Genomic DNA, 20,510 nt, shown 5'->3' on the forward strand with positions numbered 1-20,510 from the left:
CCCGTGATGGATGTCGGGCAGGCGGCTGTGCAGCTCGGGGCCTCGCGATGAGCCGGCTCGTGGCCGTATCGAACCGCGTAGCCGTGCCGCGGAGCGGGAAATCCGCGGGAGGTCTCGCCGTCGGGCTCTTGGCGGCGTTCCAGCAGCGGGGCGGGCTCTGGTTCGGCTGGAGCGGCAAGACCACGGAAGGGGAGCCCAGCGACGCGAAGATTTCCACCTCCGGAAGCGTTCGCTTCGCCACGATCGACGTCGACGCCCGCGACTTCGAGGCGTACTACAACGGCTTCAGCAACAATACCCTTTGGCCGTTGCTGCACTTCATGCTCGGCTTCTTCTCCTATAACCGGAGCGACTACGAAGCCTATCGCCGCGTCAATCGACTCTTCGCGCAGCGCCTGCTGCCGTTGCTCGAGCCCGACGACGTCGTCTGGGTTCACGATTACCACTTGATCCCGCTCGCGGAAGAGCTGCGGCGGGAAGGCGTGAATCTGCCGATCGGCTTCTTCCTGCACGTGCCGTTTCCGAGCTTCGACGTGCTGCGGTCGCTGCCCGTGTACGACGAGCTGCTGCGCGCGCTCGCGGCCTACGACGTCGTCGGGCTCCAGACCGAGCCGGATCGGATGGCGCTCGCCGAATGCATGTCGCAGCCCGAGATCGGCGGCCGACTGCTGGAAGACGGGCGGATACGGGCGTTCGGCAGATCGTTCGAGGCCGGCGCGTTCCCGATCGGCATCGACGTCGAGGAGTGCCGCTCGCTCGGTGCACAGAACGTGGAGCGGCCCCAGGTCGAGCGGCTCCTTCTCAGCCTGCGGAACCGCAAGCTCATCATCGGCGTCGATCGTCTCGACTACAGCAAGGGGCTCGAGCTGCGATTTCGGGCGTACGAGAGCCTGCTCGGCCGCTATCCGGCGATCCGCGGCCACGTCACCTTCATGCAAATCGCTCCGCCGACGCGCTCGAAGGTCATGACCTACGAAGCGATCCGCAACGAGCTCGAGCAGGCCGCCGGCAACATCAACGGCCGCTACGCGGAGATCGATTGGGTGCCGATCCGATACTTGAATCGGGCCTACGATCGCAGCGTGCTGATGGCGCTCCTGCGTCTCGCGCGCGTCGGCCTCGTCACGCCGATCCGCGACGGCATGAATCTCGTCGCGAAGGAATACGTCGCGAGCCAGGATCCGAAGGATCCCGGCGTGCTGGTGCTCTCCACGCTATGCGGCGCCGCGATCGAGCTCGCGGAAGGCGCGGTGCTCGTCAACCCTTACGACAAGGAGGGCGTCGCCGAAGGCTTGCAGAGAGCGATCGACATGCCGCTTGCGGAACGGCGCGAGCGTTACCGTGCGATGTTCCAGGTGCTGCGGAACAACGACATCCATGCCTGGTGCCGGCGGTTCATCGACGCACTGGAAAGCGCACGCTCGAGCACGACGCCCGAGCGCCGCGCGCGCCGGCGCTGAGCGCTAAGCGCGCTCGACGACCGCGAAAATCTGCGCGCGGTGGGATGCCCTCGCCGGAGCAACGGGTGCCGCCGAAGCGCGCTCCGCGGCAGCGGCCGCGCGCCGGCGCCGCAGCCATGCCCGCACGCGCGGCTTGCCGAGCACGCTCATCACGGCCGTCGCGGCCACGATTTCGGCGTCGAGGCGGAACCGGCGTCCGCGCACGTAGGCGGCATCCAGAAACCACGAGAGCCGGGCGCCGCGGCCCGCGTAGAGCTGGGCGAGCCCGACGACGCCGGGGCGGACGCTCCACCGGAGCGCGTGGGCGTCGTCGTTCCAGCCGAGCCGCATGACGTCGGCCTCGGTCAGCGGACGCGGGCCGATCAGGCTCATCTCGCCGCGCAGCATGTTCACGAGCTGAGGCAGCTCGTCGAGACCCGTGGACCGCAGCCACCGGCCGATGCGCGTGATGCTGCCGTCGCGCATCGTGCGGAACTTGTAGATGCGGAACGGCCGCTTTCCGGCGCCGACCCGGATCTGCGTGAAGAGCGCCGGACCGCCGTCCTCGAGACGAATCAGGAGGGCGATCAGGAGCAGGAGCGGCGAGAGCAGCGCCAGCGCGGCGACCGCGACGGCGATATCGGTGAGGCGTTGCGACGACATTCCTTTGCTCCACGGGGCGTCCGATGGAGCAAGGATCGCAGGGAAAAATGGCGGACCGCGCCGACGATCATGGCGAATCGCGACCGATCATGGCGAATTATGGCAGCCCGGAAACGGCGCGGGGCGCCGGAAGCGGCAGCTCGGCCAGCTCGCGATAGAGGCGTGCCGTCTCGGCAATCGTTCGTCCGATCGTGAATCGCGTGCGGATGCGCTCGCGCGCGGCCGCGCCGAGCCGCCGCCGGAGCTCGCGGTCCCGATAGAGCCTCGTCAGCGCGTCCGCCAGGGCATCGGCGTCGCTCGGCGGCACGACCAGCCCGCTGGCCTCGTGCTCGACGAGCTCGACGTTGCCGCCGACGGAGGTGACGACCGGCGCGACGCCGCACGCCATCGCCTCGATGATCGACTTCGGCAAGCCTTCGCGCCGCAGCGACGGCAGCACGGCGACGTCGCAGCCGGCGGCGACCTCCGGCGCGTCGTCGCGATGCCCGAGAACGTGGATGCGAGCCGCGCGGCGGCTCGACCGGATGCGTTGCAGGAGCGCTTCGCTTTTGAGCTGTCCGACGAGGAGCAAGTGCAGATCGACCGAGTCCGGCAGCCGATCGACCGCGTCGACGAGCACCTCGATGCCTTTTCGCGGCCGCCAGTTCGCCACGCAGCCGACGAGGAAGGCGCCTTCGTCGAGCCCGAGCTCCGCGCGCGACACCGGCGCGAAGTCGTACCAGGAGAGATCGTGCCCTTTGTGTATCGTCACGAGCTTTTCGGGGCTCAGGCGCAGGCCGAGCAGCCGCATGTCGAGGAAATGACGGCGCACCGCATCCGCCACGCAGACGATGCGGTCGACGCGAGGGTTGAGGCAGCGCATCCAGGAGAACGGGTTCAGAAAGCTCTCGTTGCCGACGATGCCGCGATACACGACGACTCTCGCCGGAATCCCCCATGCGGCGAGGAGGCCGTTGACGGCCGCCTTGTTGTTGAACAGGTGGAGAATCCGGTACGCGCCGCCCTGCAGCTCGCCGCGGATCAGGCGAATCGCGGCCGGGTCGACCTTGCCGCGCAGCTCGAGCGGGGTGACCGCCACTCCCGCTCTGCGCATGCGCTCCAGATGCCGAGCGCGCGGCGAGCACAGGACATGCAGCCGGAACCCCAGCTCGTGAAGGCCGATGATCGTCTCGGCTTCCGGGCGATCGCTGTGCGACGTGACGAGCAGCGCGCCGATGCGGCCCGCTTTCAAGGCAGCCTCTTGCGCAGATTCGGCCGGGGCGAGTCGGAAAGTGCGGAGCCGAACGCGCGCTCGGCCTGCTCGGCGGCGACGGCTCGGTCGGCGTAGCGCTTCATGTGCCTGAAGAACGTGCCCGTGGCATTGGCGTACGCAATCAGCACGCCGCGCCAGCCCGCGAGAAAACCGGCCTCGAGGACCAAGCTGCGAAAGAAAGCCCAGCAGGCGCGGCATAGAATGACGAGCGGACGGTGCGTCTTCGCGCCGTCGCCGCGGCGCAGCTCGCTGTAGCGGCTGATCTTCCGCAGGAACTGATCGACGTCGGTCACGGCTTCGTGCCAGAGCGCGCCGTCGAGCCGCACGACTCTGCAGTCACGCGGTACCTCGACTTTCTCGTGCACCATTGCGTTGTTGACGCGGCAGCGATTGCGGTTGTAGAGCCTCACGAGCCAATCGTCTCCCCACCCGCCGTGCTCGACGAGCTTGCCGAGGAGCAGATTATGCCTCTTCACGGCATAAGCGACGCCGGCGTCGTCGAGCGGCAGCGCCGCGAGCTCGTCGACGAGCGCCGGCGCCAGGTATTCGTCGCCGTCGATCGACAAAATCCAGTCGGTGGCGGCGAAGCTCGCGGCCCGGTTCTTCGTAGGGCCGAAGCCGATGAAGTCGCCGGTGATCACGCGCGTGTTCGGGAACGAGGCGGCGACCTGCTCCGTCGCATCGGTGGATCCGTTCTCGTAGACGATGACCTCCCGGAACGTCTCGAGGCTGCGCAACGTACGTGCCAGCGTGCCGGCGGCATTGCGCGCGATGATTACCGGGGTGATGCGTGCAATGGTCATGTGCTCGTCGTCTCGCTCGACCCGAGGACAAGGTAGGGGAGGGGCCGCGACCGCGGACAGGCGGAAAGCTACCTAGGTCGTGCTGCGTTCCGGAAAAAGGTGTCTGACACCATTTCTTTGGTTTCTGACAGCGGCGCTCCGAAGCACGAGGCGCGCGTCCGCGCTTCGCTCGACACCGGGTACCGGCTCGCGGCCGATTTGGGATCAGGCTTCCAAATATTGCATGCGACCTAGGCGGCGCCCCGGCGGCGGGAGTTGCCCGACGGCGCCGCCGGCGCCCGCGACGGGCCGGGCGGCGTCGACTCGTATCCGAGCTTCCGGTTCAGCCGGCCGGCGCGCCGGTCGAAGTCGCGCAGCTCCCGGGCCGAGAGCGCGTGTTGCCAGGAATGGTCCGGGACGATCACCGCGCGCGTGCCGAAGCGCATCCTGTTGCCGTTCAGCACGTGATGCTCTCGTTCGGTGAAGCGGAGCATCTCCGGGGCGAAGTCGATGCCGGCGAACCGGCACAGCCGCTCGAGCTCCTCCTGCGGATGGGCAACGAGATCTTCGTACCTGACGCGCAGCAAATGCTCGTCGGCAACGCGGCGCGCGAGGATGGGCAGGGCACGCTCGTTGGGTCGCTTCCACGCCTGCAACGCCGCCTTGCGGGACTGGCCTCGCTTTCGGCCGGAGTAGTAGACCGCTCGGCCGTCACGCACGAGCAGGACGATCCGAACGACGTCCGGTGCCTGAGCGTAAAGGCTCACCGCTTCGAGGTAATGCTTCGACGAATCGACGAGCACGGAGCGCGATAGCAGGCGCGAGATCACGCCGAACAACACGAGCTTGTTCTTCGCGCCTCTGGTCAGCGGTCCGAGCCAGGCGGCAGGGACCGGCACGTTCCAGCGGAAGCGCGCGAACGCCAATCCATAGACCAGCTTCCGTTGCCACATCCGCAAGAGCGTCTGATGGCGCCGATCGACGACGGAGCTCGCCTGTATCATCCCGAGGTGCAGCACGTACGGATCGACGTGCACGCGGCGAAACTCCGGCTGCTCGCTCAGCTCGTCGACCACGCGCGACCAAACCGGGCATTCGCGTGCCGGGCTGCCGCACGTGCAGGCCGTGTTGAGGGCCAGATTCTTCGGCAGGTGCGTGATCTCGCCGAGGGAAACGGCTTGCGGATGGGAGCCGAGGAGGAGATCGAGCAATGTCGAGCCCGAGTGTCCTGCCGAGCAGATGAATAGGACGCGCAAAGCGGCCTCCGTGTCCAACCACGCCTTGCCCTACTTTAGGACAATCCGGCGGCGCTTCGCTTACCAAATATTGGAACGGCGGACGCGTCTTCGCGACGCGTCACCTCAGGCCACTTCGCTCGAGCCTCCTCCGCCCGCCGCGCGGCGCTCCGAGCCGCGCTTGCGCGGGGCGCGGCTACTCCGAGACCGGCCGGAACGTGATCGGCAAGCCGCCTTGCGCGCTGCTCACGACGCCGACGATCGTGCCTTCCTCGGTGAGCTCTCCGGCAAACCTCCACGGATCGATGTTCGGCAACGTGAACCGCATCGAGCGCCCGTCGATCGTGAAATTCCTGAGAGGCTTGTCGATCTCACCGAGGTTCGTGCCGATCAGCTTGCCGTTTACCGTTCCGTCGGCGTTCTTCGTGAACTCGAGCTCGACGTCGACGTCGATCGTGACGATGCGCGGTCGGCCGACCCACCGTCCGTCGAGCGTGTTCGCGACGTCCGCGGTGACCTCGACCGGCGGCTGCTCGGGCTCCGGCGTCGGATGCGCACGCTCGTAGCGGCTCGTCTCGGTGTAGTTCCGCACGATCGTGTTGGCTTCGTGGCAAGCGTACTCGGGCATCAGATAGTCCGAATCGTTGCGCATCGGGTAGCGCACGGTGAACGGACGCGTGAGGATGACCGGGTCTTCGGTCGTGATCTCGTACAGCCACCAGTCGTCGTTCAGACGCACGATGCGCTCCGTGGTCTTCATCTGGTCGCTGATCGGGAAGCGATTTCCGGGCGGCGAGCCGACGACCGCGAGGTTGATCATCGGCGGGCCTTCCTTGTAATGCGTCGTCTCGACGACGAGCGTGGTTCCTTCCCAATGGCCCCGCGACTCGCCCATCCACTGCTTGATCTCCGGCGGCAGCTCGGCGACGTCGGTCGTGGGAATGATGCGGGCTTCGTGGATCATCTCGAGCTGGAAGATCACGTAGCCCGGCGCCTGCATGATCCTGAACCCGCCGTTGTAGCGATACGGCATCATCGACGACGGCATGCCGCGCGTGATGCACCGATCCCAGCTATCGAAATCCTCGGGGCCGTCGAACGTCAGATCCTCGCCGGGCAGCGCCCAGTCGCTGCGCATCTCGAGCGCGCGGAGCTTGCCCTCCGGCGTCAGCGCCGGCAGCAGGCCGTTCGGCGGATCGACGATGAGATTGGTCTGCCGCTGCGGAATGTTCGGGTCGACCAGACCCGATTGAAGCGAGACGCCGAGGTTGCCTTCCGCCAACGCTTGCCGACTGCGGTCGACGCGGTTGCGGTACTGCTCCATCCGCGCCTCGTATTCCTCCTCCGTGAGCCACTTCTTGTCCATGTCGCACGGCGGAGCGCCGAACCGGTAGCTGCTCGCGCACCGCTCGAGGGGCACGCGGGACGCCTGCATCATGTCCAATTGAGCGCGAATGTCGGGCTCGCCCCACGGCGTCATCGGGTGCTCCCAGCCGTCGGGGGTCCCGATGAAGTGGTTGGCCTCGCTCGGGGCTCCGCGAATGGAATCGTCGATTTGGGCGTGCGCCGTCGCTACCAAGAACGAGGCTGCTCCGGCCCCGACCAGCACGGTTCGAATCATGGACGTGAGCGAATGCATAGCGGCTCCTGTTGCATCGGCGACGAAGACGAGCAGGCCGACCAGGCGCAAAAGTACCGTGCCCGCTTCCCGGCGTCCACTACCGGAATTGCAAGATTTCCCTAGCAGCGAGCTTCGGAGCCCGAGCTCGTTCGCCTATTCGCCGTCCTGAGGCGTGAACTCGTACGTCAGCTCCTCGCACGGATGCCGCTCGAACGGCGTCTCCGACGGAAAGACCGTGTCGGAGCCCGTGTACGGCTCGGCCAGGTAAACCGGATCCTCGGCCGTGTATTCGCGCTTCAGCGCGAACGTCTCGGGGTCGAGCGTGAAGCGCTCGACGATGTGCAGCTGATCGCTGTTGCGAGTCGGCGGCACGAGCACGCCGGGCTGGAAGCCGACGGTATCGACGATCAGAGTGTCGCCCTCCCATCGGCCGATCGAGTGGCCTGCATAGCTCGGCTCGAGGTCGGCCGGATGGCTCTCCATGCCCATGTGGATGCGGCGGGAGAAGCTGTAGAGGCCGTAGACGATATCGATCACCTTCTCGCCGTCCTCGGTCACGGCTTGCGTGATCCGGTTCACCGGCCAGTCGAACGTCCAGTCGAAGATGATGCTCGTGGGCTTGCATGCGAGGCGCGGATTGTCCTCGGGCGACCACATCCGGAACGACTCCGCCGCCGCGCGGCCGGCTTCCGTGTAGACGGGCGGGGCCGGTCTCGGGTTACGGGCGCGGATCTCCTCGAGCGTGATCTCGCCGGATGCGAACTCCTCACGCAGACTTTTCGGCACGAGCGCGCCGTTGCCGCCCTCGGGCGGAACCGTCAGCACCGCCTGCTCGACCGCCCAGTCGCCGGAAATGTTCAGCTCGCCGGACGCGAGCCGCAGCGGCCGGTTGGACACGTCGACGGGCGACGCGCTCGAGAACTGGTCGTTGCGGTTGATCGTCGTGGCGTCGCCGAGCGTGAAGGTTTCGAGGTAGCAGGAGTGCGGATCGTCGCGGTGCGGATGGCCCTCGATCTCGACGTGCGACCCGGGCACGAACATCTCGACCGTCCAGCCCGAACGCTTGATCAGCGTCGCCGCACGCATCTCGCAGCGCATCGACGTGGTCTTGCCGTCGGGGCCGACGACGTCGAGGTTCATGTACGAATGCGGATTGACGAGATCGATCCCCGTCAGCGTGCCGGAGTAGTGCACGGTCTTGTCCATCTCGAAACGGCCGAAGCCGTGATGCGCCCATGCGGGCGCCGAAAGGGCGACGCCGACGACGGCCATGGCGGACACTCTCGACATATCCTGCTCCGTTGGACTCGAAACGGTGGTGGTACGCGAGTATACCCGCTCCCGGCGCCGTCGATGCCGGCCGGATCCGTTCCGGCCGGCGCGGCCCGCAGGCGTGGATAGCAGAGGGCGGCCGCCGCACGCGGCTTCCCGTCCGGCCGCTCCGCGCGTGCACCGGGCCGCGTCTTTGCATACGCTGAGCGCAGGCGCTACACGAGGAGCAAGCATGGACAAGCGACCTCTCGGCCGCAGCGGCATCGAAATCGCACCGCTCGTCTTCGGCGGCAACGTCCTCGGATGGACCGTCGACGAGCGCCGGTCGTTCGAGCTGCTCGATGCCTTCTTCGCGCACGGTCTCAATGCGATCGACACGGCAGATGCCTACTCCGCCTGGGTCGAGGGCCATGAGGGCGGCGAGTCCGAGACGATCATCGGCAACTGGCTCGCGCGATCCGGCAAGCGCAACCAGGCGGTGATCATCACGAAGGTCGGCGCGCCGCTCGGCCCGGACCGTAAGGGCTTGTCGGCGAAGCGGATCGTGGAGGCGGCCGAGGATTCGCTGCGGCGCCTGCGCGTGGAGGCGATCGATGTCTATCTCAGCCACTTTCCGGACCCCGAAACGCCGATCGACGAGACATTGCGGGGATACGAGAAGCTTCTGAGCGACGGAAAGGTCAAGGCGATCGGCTGCTCGAACTACGACGCCGCCCAGCTTCGCGAGGCGCTCGGCACGGCGGCGAGCGCGGGGCTGCCGCGCTACGAGGTCGTGCAGCCGGAATACAACCTCTACGATCGCGCGTCGTTCGAAGGGGAGCTGCAGCAGCTCTGCATCGAGGAGGGGCTCGGCGTCATCACGTATTTCAGCCTCGCCTCCGGCTTCCTGACCGGGAAATACCGCTCGGAGGGCGACCTCTCGAAAAGCGTCCGCGGTCGGCGCGTCGCCAAGTATCTCGACGAGCGGGGTTTCCGGATCCTCGCCGCGCTCGACGCGGTGGCGGAACGGCACGGGGCGCACCCGGCCGAGGTCGCGCTCGCGTGGCTCATCGGGCGCGACGGGGTGACGGCGCCGATCGCGAGCGCGACGTCACTCGAGCAGCTCGAGAGCCTGGTCCGCGCGACCCGCCTGTCGTTGACGCCGGAAGACGTCGAAACGCTCACGAAGGCCGGCTGAGGCTTCCGGCCCGGGAAAGCGTCCCACGTCGTTGCCGGGGTTCCACGACGTGTTCCCCGGGTCGCCCGGTGCTCCGCCGGCGTCAGCGGGCGTCGATGATCGAGTGATAGAAGCGGATCATCGCGTTCGTGACGGCGGTGTCGTCGGAGTCGATGCTCATCACGTGCGAGACGTGGTTGTGGCCTTGGAACTGCACGTACATCGGGCAGTCCTCGTACTTGCGGCAGAGCTTCGCGTACATCTCTGCGACGCCGGTCTCGATGAACGCCGGGTCGTACTCCGCGCTCCAGAGGAAGAGCGGCACGGCCGGGCCTTGATAGGCGTCGACGAGGCCGAGAGGGGCGCGGCGCTCGCGTTCGGCCGCATCCTCGCCGAAGTAGGCGCGGGCCGCCTCCGAGTCTCCGGCGTCGAACGCGCCGGAGCTCAGGATCGCCCCGCGGACGCCGGGGCCGCCGTCGAGCTGCTCCGATTCGAGGAACAGGTACGTCGCGACGTGCGTGGCCCCGGCCGAGTTGCCCATCAGGAGCACGTTGCCCGGGTCGCCGCCGTAGCGCGCGATGTTCTCCTTGATCCACGCAAGCAGCAGGCGAACGTCCTCGGCGCCGGACGGCCACTTCGCATCCGGGACGAGACGGTAGTTCGCGTTGATGCCGATGCCGCCCGCTCTCGCCATGAACTTCGCGACGTTCGCGTAGATCAGGCCGTCGGTGCCCGGGCTGACCTTGTCGCCCCGGACGAGGCCGCCGCCGTGCAGGTAGACGAGCACGGGCCCGGGCTCGCTGAAGCCTTGCTCCGGCACGAAGAGATCGAAGCTCTGAAGCGCGTGAGGGCCGTACTTCAAGTCCGCGATCCGCCGGATCCCGGAGGCGTCCACCGCGCGATGGACCTCCGCATAGAGCGCCGTGGTCGCGGCGTTGATCTCGCCGTTCCACTGCTTGCCGAGCGCGGCCACGCCGGCCCGCGCCTTCGCCGCGGCATCCGACTGCTGCGCCAGCGCCGAGCCGGCGGCGATCGAGCCGAGAACCCCACAGGTGAGCCAACGGAGCACCATCGCCCGCCGATCCGTGTTCCTCATGTCGCGACTCCCGCAGGCTAGAATGGAGGGGAAAGCAGGGGGGAGACCCGTGAGCATTCTGACAAACCTCTGGACCGCGCGCATCCTCGTCATCGTCGGCTTCCTGGCCGGCTGGAACAGCCTCGGCGCCACGATCGGCCATGTCGGGAACGATGCGTTCCTGCTCGTGCCGCAAGCACCGCTCGCGCAAACGCACAGCTGGCATCATTTCCTGCGCGAGCTCGGCGGCGATTTCGCGGCCATGGCGGCGATCCTCGTCATCCTGTTCGCCGCGCCCCGCTACCGGACGCCGGTCGCCTGGTGGGTGATGCTGATCCTGATGCTCGGCTTCTACGCGCCGTTCTGGATCGCAACGCCGTTCAATCCGGCCTTCGGCGCGCCGAATCTCGGCGCGGAGATCAACCATCTTTCGATGGCGATCCCGGCGCTTCTCGGCTGCTTCCTCGCGCGGCGGCACTTCGCCGAGGCGGGGATCCGGGCCGCGGCCCCGTCGGCGGCCCCGCAAGGCGCCGACTGACGCCGCCTCCCCGCAGGCCCGGGAGCGAATCGCGGACGCGATGACGGAGCAGGAAGGGCCGCCGCTGACGAAGCGGCAGGCCGCGGTCGACGTCCTTCTGACGATCGCGCTGGTGCCCGTTTGCTCGATCACGGCGGGAGTCGTGGTCGGCGCGCTGTCGGGCGGTGAGCCGAGCCTCGCCGCGATCGTGTTCATCCAGGCGCTGCTCGTCCTCGCGGGCGTCGGCATGCTGCTCGAATGGCGCGCGCAGCGCTGGAGCCAGATCGGCTTGCATGCACCCGAGCGGCGCGATCTCGCCCGCGCGCTGCTCGTGCTGCTCTCGGGTTTCGCCGTCAACGCGGTTCTGACCTACTCCGTCGCCGCGCTGTCGCCGCAGACGGTCGAGGAGCATCTCGAGGGGCTTCGGCCCATCGCCCTCGGATTGACCGAGGGCACGCCACTCGTAGTCACCCTCGCTCTGCTCGTGGTCGTCGGTCTCTACGAGGAGATTCTCGCGCGCGGGCTCCTGTTGACCCGCGCGCGTCAGCTGCTCGGCGGCGTATGGGCGCCGGTGGCGCTGTCCGCCGTGCTGTTCTCGCTCGGCCACTTCTACCAAGGCCTTTTCGGCATGGTCCAGACCGCCCTCTACGGTGCAGTCCTCGCCGTATTTACGATACGCTGGGGCACGCTCTGGCCCGCGATCATCGCGCACTCGGCCTTCAATACGCTCTCGGTCGTGCAGCTCGGCCAGGTCTCGTCCCCGGGCGGCTGAGCGCGAGGCGTCGGCGCCCGCTCAAGCCTTCGTCAGCGGCCAGACGAATGCGATCAGCGGCACGCCGACGAGCACCACGACGATCGAAAGCGGCAGCCCCAGCCGCCAGTAGTCGCCGAAGCGGTAGCCGCCGGGACCCATCACGAGCGTATTCGACTGATGCCCGATCGGCGTCAGGAAGTCGCACGCCGCCCCGACGGCTACGGCCATCAGAAACGGATCCGGGGCGAAGTGGAGTTTTTGCGCGAGGCTCGCGGCGATCGGCGCCATCACGAGCACGGTCGCGGCGTTGTTGAGGAAAGGCGTGACGACCATCGCCACGACCATGATCAGCGCAAGCGCACCGAGCGGCTGCAGCTCCCCGGTCGCGCTCGACAGCCAGGCGGCGATCAGATCGGTTCCGCCGGTCGTGCGAATCGCCTCGCTGATCGGAATCAGCGCGCCGAGCAGGATCAGGATCGGCCAATCGATCGCGTCGTAGGCTTCCCGCAGGCTGAGCGTTCGCAGCAGCAGGAGCGTGACCGCCGCGCCGAAGAAGGCGATCGCGACCGGCACGATCTCGAGCGCGACGAGGAGCATCGCGGCCGCGAGCACGGCCGCCGGCAGATTCCCTTGCTTGCCGCGGCCGAGTCGCAGGTCGCGTCCGGCGAGCGGCAGGCAGCGGAGCTCGCCAAGTATGTCCGGAAGGCGGTCGAGATCGCCTTGCAGCACGACGACGTCCCCGGGCCGAAACTTCAGCGCGCGCAGCCGATGCGTGATCCGCTCGCCGCCGCGGCTGACGGCGAGCAGGCTCACGCCGAAGCGCTCGGCGAGCGCGACCTGGGCCGCGGACCGGCCGACGAGCAACGAGTCGCTCCGCACGACGGCCTCGACGACGCCGACGTCGCCCGCGGCCGGCCGGCGTGCAGGCGATTCTTCCTCGTCGGACGCAAGCTTCAGCTTGCCCTGCGCGATGACCTTCTCGAGCGCGCCCGGCTCGCCTTCGAGCAGCAGCACGTCGCCGGCGTGCAGCGTCCAGTTGTCGCTGGGCGTATAGCGGCGAAAACGCTCGCGAATAATCGTTCCGATCTCGACGTCGCCTTCGCCGAGCGCCTCGATCTCCGCCACGGTCTTGCCGACGGCCGTCGAGTCCGCCGGAACGCGTGCCTCTGCCGTGTAGCCCTCGATGTTGAACGCCGCATCCATCGTCGCGGCGCCCTTGCGTCCCGTCGGCAGCACGCGGTAGGTGAGCGTGAGCAGGATCACTCCGGCGGCGGCGAGGCCGGCGCCGACCGGGAGAAAATCGAACATCTTGAAAGGCTCCCCGACGATCTCTTCGCGCATCTGGGAAACGATGATGTTCGGCGACGTGCCGATCAGCGTCATCAGTCCGCCGAGGAGACTGCCGAAGGCCATCGGCATCAGCAGGCACGACGGCGACGTGCCGGTGCGGCGCGCGAGCTGAAGCGCCACCGGTATCAGCATCGCGAGAGCGCCGATGTTCTTGACGAAGGCCGAGAGCAGCGTGACGGTGGCGACGAGGCCGAGCACCTGCGTCGTCGGCGACGAGAGGTACGGGCCGACGCGCCGCAGCACGACGTCCACGACGCCGGAGCGGGACACCGCAGCGCTCACGAGCAGCGCCGTTGCCACGATCACGAGGATGTCGTTGCCGAATCCGGAGAACGCCTCGTCGGCCGGAACGATGCCGACGATCACCGAGGCGAGCAGGGCGACCAGGGCCACGAGGTCGTAGCGCAGCCGGCCCCAGGCGAACATCGCCATCATCCCGATGACGATCGCGAACGCGAGCGCCTGATCGAGCGTCACCGGCTCTCGTCGGCTTGATCGGGCTCCGCCTCGCTGCTCCGGCGGCGATGGGGTTCGGCGAGCTCGCGCAACGTCTCGCTCGTGCGACGGGGATCGCGGTCGAGCCGGCCGAGATCGCTCAACGTCACGATGCCGATCAATCGATCGTCCCGGTCGAGGACCGGCAGCCGGCGCACCTGGCGCTCGCTCATCTCGCGAAACGCGTCTTCGACGCTGTCGTCCTCGCGGCAAGCGAAAAGAGTCGACGACATGATCTCGCGCACCCGCAGACGGGTCGTGTCGCGGCCGTCGACGACGGCTCGGAGGAGCACGTCCCGGTCCGTGAGGATGCCTTCGAGGGCCCCGTTCGCACCGACGAGAACGGCGCCGACGTCGTATTCGGCCATCTTCGTGGCCGCTTCCTGCACGGTCGCGTCGGGCGACACCAGCTCGACGTCGCGGGTCATGACGTCCGCGATTCTCATCCGCGCCTCCGCATGCTCCTCCGGCGGGTGAGGGCGTGCATCGACCTTCGATGCAATCCGCATGCCAAGCGCTCGACGTCGTATCGGGCTGACGCGGGAAGCGAACTGCGGTAGCTTCACGCCGGGGGACCGCCGGAGCCGCAGCATGATCCAGCGTAATACCGCCGATCTCTGGAATCGGGTTTGGACGAAACCCGCGAGCGTCGACAAGGATCTCTTTCGCGTCGCGAAGGAGGAGAGGCTGATTCGCTGGCAGCGAATCGAGGCGATCGTGATCGCGCGATACGGGGCGTTCTCGAATCTGTCCGTGATCGAGCTCGGCGCGGGGCGCGGCACGAACGCGGCGCTGATGGCGCAGCGGGGCGCGAAGGTCGCCGTGGTCGACTACTCGGAAACGGCGCTCGAACGGTCGCGCCGGCTGTTCGACAGCCTCGGCCTGCGCGTGGAGCTGATCCTTCAGGACGCTCTCGATTTGCCGGCGCGCTTGTGCGGCCGGTACGACGTCTCGATGTCCTTCGGCCTCGCCGAGCACTTTCTCGACGAGAAGCGCCGCGCGATCCTGAAGGCGCACTTCGACCTGTTGAAGGACGGCGGCATCACGTTCATCTCCGTGCCGAATCGAAGCAATCCGCCGTATCGCCTTTACAAATGGATCACCGAGCGGACGGGCCGCTGGAGCGTCGGCGAGGAGTACCCGTTCTCGCGCGCCGAGCTCGAGCGCTGGTGCGCGTCGTTCGGCGTCTCGGAGTTCGGCTTCTTCGGCGACTCGCTGTGGCGCTCGAAGAAGTTCTTGAATCCGCTGAAGTGGTTTCCGCGCCGGCGCAAGCCACGGCCGCCGGAGCGGACGGACGCGGCCGCCGCGCCGCCGGCCGCCACGCCCTCGCCGAGACCTTCGGGACGCCGTCGGCGGCGGCGATTGCCGCGTCCCGAGCGCGGCACGTGGCTCGACGCGTACTACAGCTACGCGCTCGTGCTGTGGGCTTCGAAGCCGTCCGTCCTCGATCCCTCGTAACCGTGTTCGCTCCGCCGCGATGAGCGGGCTGCGGTGATGAGCGGGGCGCCGGGCGATGCGAGCCGCGGCTCGGACATCGCCCGCCCGGCGCCCTCTCGAGCGGCCCTATTCGGCCGGCAGCGCGAAGCAGTAGAAGAGGCCGTCGCCGCCGGTGCTGACGAGGGCCTGCTGGCCGCATCCGCGCGAGTCGTGCGTGGAATTCCAGGCCGCGTAATCGTGATGACCGAGCCGCGCCTTGGCGCCGTCGTCGCTGCTGCTCGTCCAATTGTTGCAGGTCATGTCCTCGCCGGCGGGGTACGCCGTGCCGTCGGGCTGCGTGCCGGTGAGAATGTCGTGCCGATTCGGCGAGAAGCCGCTGCCGGGAATGCGGTTGCCGTTCTCGTCGAGCGCCGTGAGGGCGCTCAGCCGGTGTGCCATGCTGTGCAGCTCGTCGACGTTCGCGGCGATCCGCGCGCCTTCGGCGTTGAACCATGGACCGGGACCGATCCGGTCGCGGGCGTTCACGGCATCCTCTCCCTGCGTGCTGAGGTAAGCGCGCCACGTGCGGTCGCCGTGACCCGCGGCTTCGGCCAGCGCTTGGCAGTGAGCATCGGCGCCCTCGAGCCCACCGAGATTGCCGCCGTTGCCGGGACCTTCGCTCGTCACGAAGAACGACATCGGCCCCGTCGGCGGTTGGGCGAGACCGATGCTCGCGCCGAAGAGGCCGGCGATCGTAAGGCAGCCCATCATGATCTTTTGTTGCTCGTGCATATCTTTCCCCCGTTGGATGAATGGGTCCCGACGATACTAACCCAGGGGCGTCGAAGGACGGGCGTCGAACGAGCAGGGTCGGCGCAGCGGCGGCCGTCGGAGGAACGTCGAGCTAGCCGCAATCCCCCGTCGCCACGCCGCGCGTCGGATCCGTGATCCATTCGCTCCACGATCCGGCGTAGAGCAACGCCTCGTCGAATCCCGCAACGCGCAGCGCCAGGATGTTGTGCGCGGCAGTGATTCCGGACCCGCAGTAGCAGACGACGTCGCGGTCGCCGGCAACCCCGGCCGCCGCGAATTTCCGCCGCAGCTCGTCCGGCGGCTTGAAGTAGCCCTGTGCGTCGAGATTCGCGGTTGCCGGCGAGCAGCGCGCGCCGGGAATGTGGCCCGCGACCGGGTCGATCGGCTCGGTCTCGCCTCTGAAGCGCGGGCGGTCACGCGCGTCGAGCACCAGCTGCCGCGCGGCGTCGACGTGCTCCGCCTCGACGAGCCTCGTCAACGACGGCCGCCCGGTCCAGTCGCCTTCCGCGCGCTCGGGGGTCGGCACCTCCGCCGTGACGGGCAGGCCGCGCGACGTCCACGCGCGCCAGCCGCCGTCGAGCACCGCAACTCGGTCGTGGCCGTTCCACCGCAGCATCCACCACAGCCGTGCGGCGAACGCGCCGCCCGAATCGTCGTAGGCCGCGACCTGGGTGGCCGGCGAGATGCCGAAGCGGCGGACCTGCTCGATCCACTGCGTTTTCTCCGGCAGCGGATGGCGGCCGGTCTTGCCGGGGACACGCGGGCCGCTCAAGTGCCGGTCCACGTCGGCGTGGATTGCGCCGGGCACGTGGGATGCGAGATAGGCGCTTCGGCCCGCGTTCGGATCGGCGAGCGAGAAGCGGCAGTCGACGATCCGCCAGCTCGGGTCGTCGAGGTGCTGCGCGAGCACGTCGACGCCGATCAGGGTTTGGAGCGAGCAAGCGCGGCGGCTGTCGCGGGCCACGGGCTCAGCGCGCGCGCGGCTCGGCGTCGATACGCGCGATCCACCCCTCCGTGGCGCTCGACGCGGCCGGATAGCGCTCGAGCACGAGCGGGTCGTGGCCCGGGATCACGTGATCGGGCGAGCTCGCGAGCCGGCGCAGGGTCCGATAGCCCTCGAGCAGCTCCGCGAGGTTGTAGAGCACCGGGAACGCGCGCCCGGTCTCCATGTGCGCGTAGAAATGGGAGGCGTCGGATGCGAGCACGACGGTTCCGCGCCGCGTCGCGACCGTGACGCACTGCAAGCCTTTCGTATGGCCGCCGATCCGATGCACCGCGACGCCGGGCGCGATCTCGTCGACGCCGTCGTGAAAGTGCACGCGCCCGGCGAATACGCGGTGCACCATGCGTGCGACGTCGTCGGCCTCGAAGGCGTGGTTGATTTGCCGGTGGCACATCGAGCGCCCGGTGACGTACTCCATCTCGGCGTCCTGGACGTGAAAGCGGGCGTTCTCGAAGAGCGCGGCATTGCCGCAGTGATCGTAGTGCATGTGCGTGATCACGACGTCGCGGACGTCGTGATGACGGATGCCGAGCGCCTCGAGCCCGTGCTCGACCGGTTGCGTGATCGTGCGTCCCCGTCGGCTCGCGACGGCCGCGTCGAAACCCGTGTCCACGACGATCGTCCGGCCGTTCCCGACGATCGACCAGACGTAGTAGTCGAGCGGCATGTCGGAGTCGTCGTGCGGATCGCCGTCGATGAAGTTCCCGTGCGCTTTGCGCGCCAGGTGCGCGTACTTGACGGCGTAGATTTCGTAGATCGGCGCGCTCATGGGCTTGCGGCACGATTGTACTCGACGCCGGCGCGCGGAGCCCGACGTCGGGCTACCACATGGTGCTTGCCGGGACGCTCCGCGACAGGGATGTCGCGGAGCGAGCCCCCAGGGACGGGTTCACGGCGGTCCCGGCAAGCGCCATGCATGGATATTTGCGGGACGTCACCCCGGCGTGTCGCAGCCGGCCGCCCCGTCAGCGCACCAGCCGCTCGAAGCGGCCGGTGCGGTTGTACGGATCGGCGCCCGTATCCTCGTCCGCGGAGACCTCGAGCCTGCCGTCGAACGAGAGCGTGGCTTCGTCCGCGGCGGACCCGTCGGCGGGGTCCTCCGCCTCGGCAAGACCGGCCGTGCCCGGCGCAAGCTGTTTCGGTCGATGTTCGGCGTCCATCGTCCTGATCGTTTCGAACGAGCTCTGGTGCCGATCGAGTATATCGGCCCGCCGCGGCGGGACGTTCGCCGCTTGTCGGCCCGCGGCCGCCGCCGGTCGGGGCCGCCGCCGCTCGTCGGCCGAAAGACGACGCTCGTCGGATACGACGTCCTCAGGGCCGCCGCGGCTCGATCCACGTCGCGCGCCCCCGGGCGTACAGCTCGCCGTCGGCGCCGAATACGGCCGTGCCGGCCTCGTGCTTGCGGCCCTCGGACGCGATGGGCCACCCGACGACGACACAGCGCTCGCCGATCGCCGCGCGGCGGTCCACTTGCGCCGTGAGCTCGCCGAGCAGCATCGGCCGCATGTCGGGCGCGGCGGCCGCGAAGCCCGGGCAGTCGAGGGCCGCCCACATGAATTCCGAGCGCACGCGGCCGTCGCCGGCGTCGAGCGAAGGATCGGGTGTCCACGGCGCGGCGACGGCGGCGGGCCCGTTTTTGTACGGATCGAGCGCGCCGGCGAAAATCCGCAGGCCGTCCGCCGGCGCGCGCTCGGGCCCGCACACGAAGCACGCGGGCGCCGGGTGAGCTTGGAACCCGGCATAGCGGCGCGACGCCTCGACGGCCTCCGCGGCGGTCGGCGCCGCGGGCGGCACGAGCCCGTCGACGTCGCCGGGGCGCGCCCGCGCAAGGACGTCTGTGCCGAGACGCAGCTCGAGGAGACCGTCGTGCTCGCCGAGGATCATCGGCGTGTCGAGCGGCGGCGGCGCGAGCAGCCGGACCGTGACGGTACCGCGCGCGAAGCGCGCGATCAGGCCGCAGACGTACCCGCCGTTCGCGGACTCCCGCGGGCCGCAAAAGCGGCGCGCGACCGTGACCGTGTGCTGCATGCTTCGATTGTAAGGAACGCACCGCTAGCATGCCTGCGATGGCGACGACGGAAGAACGGCGCACCGCTTCCGGCCGCGTCCGCGGCGCGGCTCGCGATACGGTTGCGCTGCTCGCGCTGACCGGCGCCCTGTGGCTGATCCATGTCTTCGGCCGCGCGCTGCCGACCGCCGTGCTCGCCGCCGCCTGGGTCGCGCTCGCCGCGCTCATCGCGCGCGCCCGCTTCCGCCGCGCACGCGCCCGACGCGCCGCGTTTCTCGCCGCTTACGTCCGCCGGGAAAGCCCGCTCGCGCGGCGCCTGCGCGGAGGCTGGCTGATGGGCGCGCGCGAGGCGCTGCTCGGCGGCGTGCTCGCGTTGCTCCTCGCGGTCGCCGTGATTCGGTTGGACGATCCGCGCGCGTGGGTCGTGCTGATCGCCGCGGCGCCGATCATCGTGCTCGGCCGGCTCCTTGCCGCCGGAACGCTCGCCCCGCACGTCAGCGCGACGCACCTCGCGCACCTCTCGTGGCGGATCATGGGTGCGGTCGTCGGGACGGCGATTTGCGCGGTCCTCGTGACGCTCGCATTCCACGACGCCTATCCCGACCTCGGGTCCGTGAGCCTCGACCGGGCGGTCTGGCATCTCGCGGATCAGGAGCGGGCGCGGAGCGCTCCGGCCGAGATTCTGTTAAAACTGGCCGGAGCGAAGGACGGCCTGCGCCTCTGGCTCGCGCAGCAGCTGATGCCGGCGCCGGGCACCTCGCTGGTTCAGGGCCTCGGCTGGCTGATCGTGCTTGCGGAGGAAGCCGTGTTCGTGTGGTCTTACCTTCTGCTCTCGGAGGGCACGCTGATCGGAACGAGCGGAAGAAGCGGCGATGACGGCGATTCACCATAGAGGGTCGCGCGCGGGGCTATATGCGCCGGCGCTCCTCGTGCCGGTCGCGGCCGGGGCGCTGCTCTGGGCCGTCACGCACGTGCCGCAGCGCGAATGGGCCCCGCGGGACGAGGTGCCGGTGAGCTTCGCGGGCGAGCACTACCGCGTGGGACCGGAGGAGCTGCGCTGGCTCGAGTCGTTCTCGACGCTCCATTTCACGGAAGGCGAGGCGGCGGCTCGGGAGATCGTCGCTGCCGAGATCGACAGGCAGCTCGATCGGACGTTCTCGCGGGCTCGCGAGCGGCTGCCGTCCTTTCTCGATTGGTATTACTCGCTCGCCGGGGAGTACAGCCGGCTGGCGATGGCTGCATTGTCGCTCGCCGGCCTCGCCGAGCCGGGCTACGTCGCGCGCGAAGCGGCGTCGAGGCTGCTTCCGGAGGAGGAGTGGGCCGCGGAGCTCGCGTCGCTCGAGCAGCGGGCGGCGCAGCGTCTCGCGGCGCACGACGCCGAGATGCGTGCAGGCTGGGTCGCGGCGCTTTCGCGGCGGCTGGCCGCGCATCGCGTCCCCGCGCCGTTGCCGGGCGCCGATGCGGCCAACGAGCGCACGCTCGCGCTCGATGCGCTGCTTCAGGAGATCGCCGCCCGAGAGCAGGCGGGGCTCGAAGCCCGCCTCTCGGTCAGCACCGTCGCCGCCGGCGGCGCGGCGGCGGCCCCGGCGCTGTGGCGTGCCGCGGCGGCGCGCCGTGCCGCCGGACGCGCGGCCGCGCGCGTGGCCGGGCGCACCGCCG

Annotated in this window: 21 protein-coding genes; 7 read left to right on the top strand and 14 right to left on the bottom strand. The window is 69.0% G+C overall.

The features are described 5' to 3' along the window. Positions 1–47: 47 nt before the first annotated feature. Entirely contained in the window at positions 48–1,460 is a 1,413-nt protein-coding gene (locus VF329_14250; GenBank protein HEX7082167.1) for a trehalose-6-phosphate synthase, read from the top strand. 3 nt (positions 1,461–1,463) lie between these two features. Here the strand turns inward: VF329_14250 and VF329_14255 are convergent, their stop codons facing one another. The 6 genes from VF329_14255 to VF329_14280 form a co-directional block, all read right to left on the bottom strand. Continuing rightward, on the bottom strand, positions 1,464–2,102 hold the full coding sequence (locus VF329_14255; protein HEX7082168.1) for a sugar transferase: 639 nt from the start codon (positions 2,100–2,102) through the stop codon (positions 1,464–1,466). A 97-nt stretch (positions 2,103–2,199) separates the two neighbouring features. Further along, entirely contained in the window at positions 2,200–3,333 is a 1,134-nt protein-coding gene (locus VF329_14260) for a glycosyltransferase family 4 protein (protein ID HEX7082169.1), read from the bottom strand. Then, positions 3,330–4,157 carry a glycosyltransferase family 2 protein gene (locus tag VF329_14265; GenBank protein ID HEX7082170.1) on the bottom strand — a complete coding sequence of 276 codons (828 nt, stop codon included), beginning with the start codon at positions 4,155–4,157 and terminating at the stop codon, positions 3,330–3,332. Before VF329_14265 ends, VF329_14260 begins: the two co-directional genes overlap by 4 nt. 230 nt (positions 4,158–4,387) lie before the next feature. Further along, entirely contained in the window at positions 4,388–5,392 is a 1,005-nt protein-coding gene (locus VF329_14270; protein ID HEX7082171.1) for a sulfotransferase, read from the bottom strand. Between the two features lie 175 nt (positions 5,393–5,567). Beyond that, the gene (locus VF329_14275) at positions 5,568–7,010 is read right to left on the bottom strand and encodes a hypothetical protein (GenBank protein HEX7082172.1); all 1,443 of its coding nucleotides are present in this window, start codon (positions 7,008–7,010) and stop codon (positions 5,568–5,570) included. Between the two features lie 135 nt (positions 7,011–7,145). Then, positions 7,146–8,282, bottom strand: a complete 1,137-nt coding sequence (locus tag VF329_14280) for a DUF6152 family protein (protein HEX7082173.1) — start codon at positions 8,280–8,282, stop codon at positions 7,146–7,148. Positions 8,283–8,496: 214 nt separating this feature from the next. Here VF329_14280 and VF329_14285 point away from each other — a divergent pair, with 214 nt between their 5' ends. Then, positions 8,497–9,441: an aldo/keto reductase gene (locus VF329_14285; GenBank protein HEX7082174.1), complete on the top strand. Its 945-nt coding sequence runs from the start codon at positions 8,497–8,499 to the stop codon at positions 9,439–9,441. Between the two features lie 82 nt (positions 9,442–9,523). Here VF329_14285 and VF329_14290 read toward each other — a convergent pair whose 3' ends face one another. Then, complete coding sequence (locus tag VF329_14290; GenBank protein HEX7082175.1) at positions 9,524–10,516, bottom strand: alpha/beta hydrolase; 993 nt, start codon at positions 10,514–10,516, stop codon at positions 9,524–9,526. A 49-nt stretch (positions 10,517–10,565) separates the two neighbouring features. On the opposite strand from VF329_14290, the gene VF329_14295 reads away from it, so the two are divergent. Then, a complete protein-coding gene (locus VF329_14295; protein ID HEX7082176.1) occupies positions 10,566–11,033 on the top strand; it encodes a hypothetical protein in 468 nt (155 codons plus the stop codon). 40 nt (positions 11,034–11,073) lie between these two features. Then, positions 11,074–11,784, top strand: coding sequence for a type II CAAX endopeptidase family protein (locus tag VF329_14300; GenBank protein ID HEX7082177.1), 711 nt, complete (start codon positions 11,074–11,076; stop codon positions 11,782–11,784). 21 nt (positions 11,785–11,805) lie between these two features. Here the strand turns inward: VF329_14300 and VF329_14305 are convergent, their stop codons facing one another. After that, entirely contained in the window at positions 11,806–13,593 is a 1,788-nt protein-coding gene (locus VF329_14305; protein ID HEX7082178.1) for an SLC13 family permease, read from the bottom strand. Beyond that, the gene (locus tag VF329_14310) at positions 13,590–14,057 is read right to left on the bottom strand and encodes a CBS domain-containing protein (GenBank protein ID HEX7082179.1); all 468 of its coding nucleotides are present in this window, start codon (positions 14,055–14,057) and stop codon (positions 13,590–13,592) included. The genes VF329_14305 and VF329_14310 overlap by 4 nt, the downstream gene beginning before the upstream one ends. Positions 14,058–14,202: 145 nt before the next feature. On the opposite strand from VF329_14310, the gene VF329_14315 reads away from it, so the two are divergent. Beyond that, positions 14,203–15,069 (top strand): class I SAM-dependent methyltransferase, encoded by an 867-nt coding sequence (locus VF329_14315; GenBank protein HEX7082180.1) that lies wholly within the window; start codon positions 14,203–14,205, stop codon positions 15,067–15,069. A 105-nt stretch (positions 15,070–15,174) separates the two neighbouring features. On the opposite strand, the gene VF329_14320 is transcribed toward VF329_14315, so the two are convergent. The 5 genes from VF329_14320 to VF329_14340 all read right to left on the bottom strand — a co-directional run bounded on the left by VF329_14320 (position 15,175) and on the right by VF329_14340 (position 18,871). Continuing rightward, entirely contained in the window at positions 15,175–15,726 is a 552-nt protein-coding gene (locus VF329_14320) for a lectin (protein ID HEX7082181.1), read from the bottom strand. Between the two features lie 205 nt (positions 15,727–15,931). Next, a complete protein-coding gene (locus tag VF329_14325) occupies positions 15,932–16,804 on the bottom strand; it encodes a sulfurtransferase (GenBank protein ID HEX7082182.1) in 873 nt (290 codons plus the stop codon). Positions 16,805–16,808: 4 nt separating this feature from the next. Further along, positions 16,809–17,612 carry an N-acyl homoserine lactonase family protein gene (locus tag VF329_14330; GenBank protein HEX7082183.1) on the bottom strand — a complete coding sequence of 268 codons (804 nt, stop codon included), beginning with the start codon at positions 17,610–17,612 and terminating at the stop codon, positions 16,809–16,811. Positions 17,613–17,808: 196 nt separating this feature from the next. Further along, positions 17,809–18,003: a hypothetical protein gene (locus VF329_14335; GenBank protein ID HEX7082184.1), complete on the bottom strand. Its 195-nt coding sequence runs from the start codon at positions 18,001–18,003 to the stop codon at positions 17,809–17,811. Positions 18,004–18,154: 151 nt separating this feature from the next. After that, a complete protein-coding gene (locus VF329_14340) occupies positions 18,155–18,871 on the bottom strand; it encodes a hypothetical protein (protein ID HEX7082185.1) in 717 nt (238 codons plus the stop codon). Positions 18,872–18,909: 38 nt separating this feature from the next. On the opposite strand from VF329_14340, the gene VF329_14345 reads away from it, so the two are divergent. Both VF329_14345 and VF329_14350 read left to right on the top strand, forming a co-directional pair. Beyond that, positions 18,910–19,743 (top strand): hypothetical protein, encoded by an 834-nt coding sequence (locus VF329_14345; protein ID HEX7082186.1) that lies wholly within the window; start codon positions 18,910–18,912, stop codon positions 19,741–19,743. Further along, a partial coding sequence (locus tag VF329_14350; GenBank protein ID HEX7082187.1) for a hypothetical protein occupies positions 19,724–20,510 on the top strand: 787 nt, incomplete at its 3' end. The genes VF329_14345 and VF329_14350, both read left to right, overlap by 20 nt.

It is taken from the genome of Gammaproteobacteria bacterium (assembly GCA_036381015.1).
In the GTDB taxonomy this organism is placed as follows: Bacteria; Pseudomonadota; Gammaproteobacteria; order Steroidobacterales; family Rariloculaceae; genus ZC4RG20.

Bases quoted from the DNA above. Each gene is read 5' to 3' on its own strand.
- VF329_14250 (HEX7082167.1), top strand. From the start codon at position 48: ATGAGCCGGCTCGTGGCCGTATCGAACCGCGTAGCCGTGCCGCGGAGC.
- VF329_14255 (HEX7082168.1), bottom strand. From the start codon at position 2,102: ATGTCGTCGCAACGCCTCACCGATATCGCCGTCGCGGTCGCCGCGCTG.
- VF329_14265 (HEX7082170.1), bottom strand. From the start codon at position 4,157: ATGACCATTGCACGCATCACCCCGGTAATCATCGCGCGCAATGCCGCC.
- VF329_14275 (HEX7082172.1), bottom strand. From the start codon at position 7,010: ATGCATTCGCTCACGTCCATGATTCGAACCGTGCTGGTCGGGGCCGGA.
- VF329_14280 (HEX7082173.1), bottom strand. From the start codon at position 8,282: ATGTCGAGAGTGTCCGCCATGGCCGTCGTCGGCGTCGCCCTTTCGGCG.
- VF329_14285 (HEX7082174.1), top strand. From the start codon at position 8,497: ATGGACAAGCGACCTCTCGGCCGCAGCGGCATCGAAATCGCACCGCTC.
- VF329_14290 (HEX7082175.1), bottom strand. From the start codon at position 10,516: ATGAGGAACACGGATCGGCGGGCGATGGTGCTCCGTTGGCTCACCTGT.
- VF329_14300 (HEX7082177.1), top strand. From the start codon at position 11,074: ATGACGGAGCAGGAAGGGCCGCCGCTGACGAAGCGGCAGGCCGCGGTC.
- VF329_14310 (HEX7082179.1), bottom strand. From the start codon at position 14,057: ATGAGAATCGCGGACGTCATGACCCGCGACGTCGAGCTGGTGTCGCCC.
- VF329_14315 (HEX7082180.1), top strand. From the start codon at position 14,203: ATGATCCAGCGTAATACCGCCGATCTCTGGAATCGGGTTTGGACGAAA.
- VF329_14320 (HEX7082181.1), bottom strand. From the start codon at position 15,726: ATGTCGTTCTTCGTGACGAGCGAAGGTCCCGGCAACGGCGGCAATCTC.
- VF329_14330 (HEX7082183.1), bottom strand. From the start codon at position 17,612: ATGAGCGCGCCGATCTACGAAATCTACGCCGTCAAGTACGCGCACCTG.
- VF329_14335 (HEX7082184.1), bottom strand. From the start codon at position 18,003: ATGGACGCCGAACATCGACCGAAACAGCTTGCGCCGGGCACGGCCGGT.
- VF329_14340 (HEX7082185.1), bottom strand. From the start codon at position 18,871: ATGCAGCACACGGTCACGGTCGCGCGCCGCTTTTGCGGCCCGCGGGAG.
- VF329_14345 (HEX7082186.1), top strand. From the start codon at position 18,910: ATGGCGACGACGGAAGAACGGCGCACCGCTTCCGGCCGCGTCCGCGGC.